At 62.1% G+C, this 2444-nt stretch carries 4 protein-coding genes and 3 pseudogenes; all 7 read right to left on the bottom strand.

Annotated features, from left to right (window positions below; translation table 11 throughout):
• Positions 1-254: pseudogene (locus tag VBE63_RS27465) on the bottom strand (hypothetical protein); the annotation flags it as partial.
• Positions 255-379: 125 nt separating this feature from the next.
• Positions 380-880 (bottom strand): annotated as a pseudogene (locus VBE63_RS27460) (Rpn family recombination-promoting nuclease/putative transposase); the annotation flags it as partial.
• Between the two features lie 62 nt (positions 881-942).
• Positions 943-1068: a hypothetical protein gene (locus tag VBE63_RS27455; protein WP_323686169.1), complete on the bottom strand. Its 126-nt coding sequence runs from the start codon at positions 1066-1068 to the stop codon at positions 943-945.
• 111 nt (positions 1069-1179) lie between these two features.
• On the bottom strand, positions 1180-1557 hold the full coding sequence (locus VBE63_RS27450) for a hypothetical protein (protein ID WP_323686168.1): 378 nt from the start codon (positions 1555-1557) through the stop codon (positions 1180-1182).
• Positions 1554-1832: a toxin-antitoxin system TumE family protein gene (locus tag VBE63_RS27445; protein WP_323686167.1), complete on the bottom strand. Its 279-nt coding sequence runs from the start codon at positions 1830-1832 to the stop codon at positions 1554-1556. Before VBE63_RS27445 ends, VBE63_RS27450 begins: the two co-directional genes overlap by 4 nt.
• A gap of 32 nt (positions 1833-1864) precedes the next feature.
• Positions 1865-2311 (bottom strand): Rpn family recombination-promoting nuclease/putative transposase, encoded by a 447-nt coding sequence (locus tag VBE63_RS27440; RefSeq protein WP_323686166.1) that lies wholly within the window; start codon positions 2309-2311, stop codon positions 1865-1867.
• Positions 2250-2444: pseudogene (locus VBE63_RS27435) on the bottom strand (hypothetical protein); the annotation flags it as partial. The gene VBE63_RS27440 and the pseudogene VBE63_RS27435, both read right to left, overlap by 62 nt.

Here is a 2444-nt window from a genome sequence, read left to right as displayed (position 1 = left end):
CGTTCCCAGGCGGCATTGTGGGGGTGTTTCTCGATGCGGTTGAGCACGATCACCCGGACCTGATGAGCGCCCCAGGGGAGCTCATAGACGCCGTCCCAGGCGGTGGCGCGGAGCGAATGCGCGCGGGTGAACTGCTCGGGGTAGCGGGTGGCGACTGCATAGAGGCCGAAGGCGTCGAGCGGGTGGCGCTTGCCTTCGCTCGCAAGCCGCTGCTTGCGATCATTGACGTCGTGGCCGACCAGTTCGTCGAGCACCCAGGCGGTGAGGGCTTATGCAACGGCCCAGGGTGCCTCGGCGAAAACATCCATCAGCGCAATGCCGAAGGCGCGATGCCAGAGGCGCAGGGGGTCTTTGTCCGGGGGGTGGCGGGGGTCGGCGCTCATGGGGGAAGTGTAGCCGATGGCGTCTCAGCAGACACCTGCAGCAAGGGCCAGCCAACACGGCCTCGACCCTGGAGACTGGTTCTGCCCGCCCCGTCGTCAACGGTTTCGTGGTAGTTGACCGTTAACGTGGTCCGTCCCTCATCATTCCCCTGTTTGCGGTAGGCCTCGCCTTGTAGGGCGATGTAGCGCAGTCGTTGCAGCGCGACCCAGTACTCGGGCGTGCTCTTATGCTCGAACAGCATGTAGACGCAGAGCGCGAGATCGGGCGCGGATGTCGACGCTGATCCCGGCCCAGGCTCAGCAGAGGTGACAGGATGATCGAGACCGCGCGGGCGCAGCTGGTAGACGAGGTCGGAATAGGAGGTACGCAACTCCCTGGAGACGTCGCTATCCTTGCTAATCTCCAAGCTGTCGAGATCAACAAACGCCAGCAGTTCCGCCGGCAGATGCCAACGCAGAAAGTCTTGGGCAATCTCGCGGCGGGTGAAGCTTTCGCGAAAGTAGACGTCAACGCCACCTCTTCAATCGGCATGACCTGATCGTGCACCTGCTGTTCTGTCTAACGTGCACGGGTGACCTGGAGACGGCGATCATGCTCGCCGAGCAGGAGCGCAGGCGCTGGAACCACTCGCCGGTCTTCTTCTTTTTGCTCGGCGATCTGCTGCTGGAGTGGGCGCTGGCGCATCCGCAAGACGCGGAGCAGACCATCCTGCCGATGGTCGAGGCGGCTTGGATGAGCTGCCTCGAGATCGGCGAGCAGCCAGGGTTGGAGGGGGACGCCAAAAAACCCTTGATCTCAGGCCGCGGCCTGCTTGGGCAAGTGCATATCCACGATGATCTCGGACCAGGGCACGAAGACGCATCCCTGCTGATCGCGCTCGACGGTCATCCACTCCATCAGGCTATCGACATCACTGTGCACATTCTTGTCATCGCGTCTTAGACGGCGGGCGAGCTCAACCACCGTCAGCGGCCCGCTCGCGCGCAGCACCCCGATCAGTTCCCAGCGCTTGGGCGTGAAGACGGCCAGCATCTGGCCGATGTCCTCGAAGCCGACGCTGAAATAGGGCTCGGGCTGTTGCCCACGCTCAATCGCCTTCATGCTGTCCGCTGCACGGCGAAGACTCTCCTCCACGTCGCCACCCACACGCACATGCAACGTCGTCTCGTTCATGCGGCTGCACCTCTTACGTCGTGCCAGAAGTCGGTCAGGAGCCTGTCCGGGTCAATGAAGCAGTAGCGCTCCTCCCGCTCGCCTAGATGGCGGTGGTCACCCTTGCCGCGCTCGTTGTCGTAGCCGACGATGCGCCGGCCGTCCACGACATAGACGAGCCGGTATTTGAACGGATGCTCAGACGCTGGCACCGGCTCCGGAACCCGCCAAATCACGATCTCCACCATTCCTGCGCCATAGCGTTCTTTCGTCTTCAACACAGGGATCGCTGTCATCCGGTGAACCATGTCAGGATGGCAATAAGGCGTCAAGCACCATACGGCACGATCGGGCAGGCACTGGAATCAGGCGCAATAACAGGGTCGGCGATCTGGTCGATCAGGGCGATCAAGCGCTCCAGATGTTCAAGCGGCTCTTGGCTAAAGATCCAGCGCATCGCCAGTTGCACCAGACGGGTGAGGACATCGCCTTTGATCTCGGCGTTGGTGCGCGCTGAGAGATCGTGCAGGCTGTAGCGAAACTGTGGCACATAGGGTTGCAGCACTGCCGGGAGTGGTCGGACCAGGGCGTGAAAGTCGCTCGGTGCGTGCCAGGCTTTGTGGCCATGGTAGAGCACCATGGGGTAGACCGGGGGCAGATGCTTGGCATCCGGATGCTGTTTGCGGTGAGCCTCGCCCTCTGACGGGACCGCATCAAGAGCGTTCGTTGTTTGATTTCTGCTTGGCGAGCCAGGCTTCGATGGTGGCGGAATCAAGCCCCTTGAGCCGCTCCTCAGGATCAAGTCCCTTGAGCCGCGCCTCAGGATCAAGCCCCTTAAGCCGATCCTCAGGATCAAGCCCCTTGAGCCGATCCTCAGGATCAAATCGCTGGAGAATCGCCTCGGGATT

This window comes from Lamprobacter sp. (assembly GCF_034860625.1).
GTDB lineage: Bacteria > Pseudomonadota > Gammaproteobacteria > Chromatiales > Chromatiaceae > Lamprobacter.
This window is presented reverse-complemented; position numbering and strand designations above follow the sequence as displayed.

Excerpts from the sequence above, each read along its gene's own strand:
- VBE63_RS27455 (WP_323686169.1), bottom strand. The coding sequence starts at position 1,068 with ATGCGCCAGCGCCCACTCCAGCAGCAGATCGCCGAGCAAAAAGAAGAA.
- VBE63_RS27450 (WP_323686168.1), bottom strand. The coding sequence starts at position 1,557 with ATGAACGAGACGACGTTGCATGTGCGTGTGGGTGGCGACGTGGAGGAG.
- VBE63_RS27445 (WP_323686167.1), bottom strand. The coding sequence starts at position 1,832 with ATGACAGCGATCCCTGTGTTGAAGACGAAAGAACGCTATGGCGCAGGA.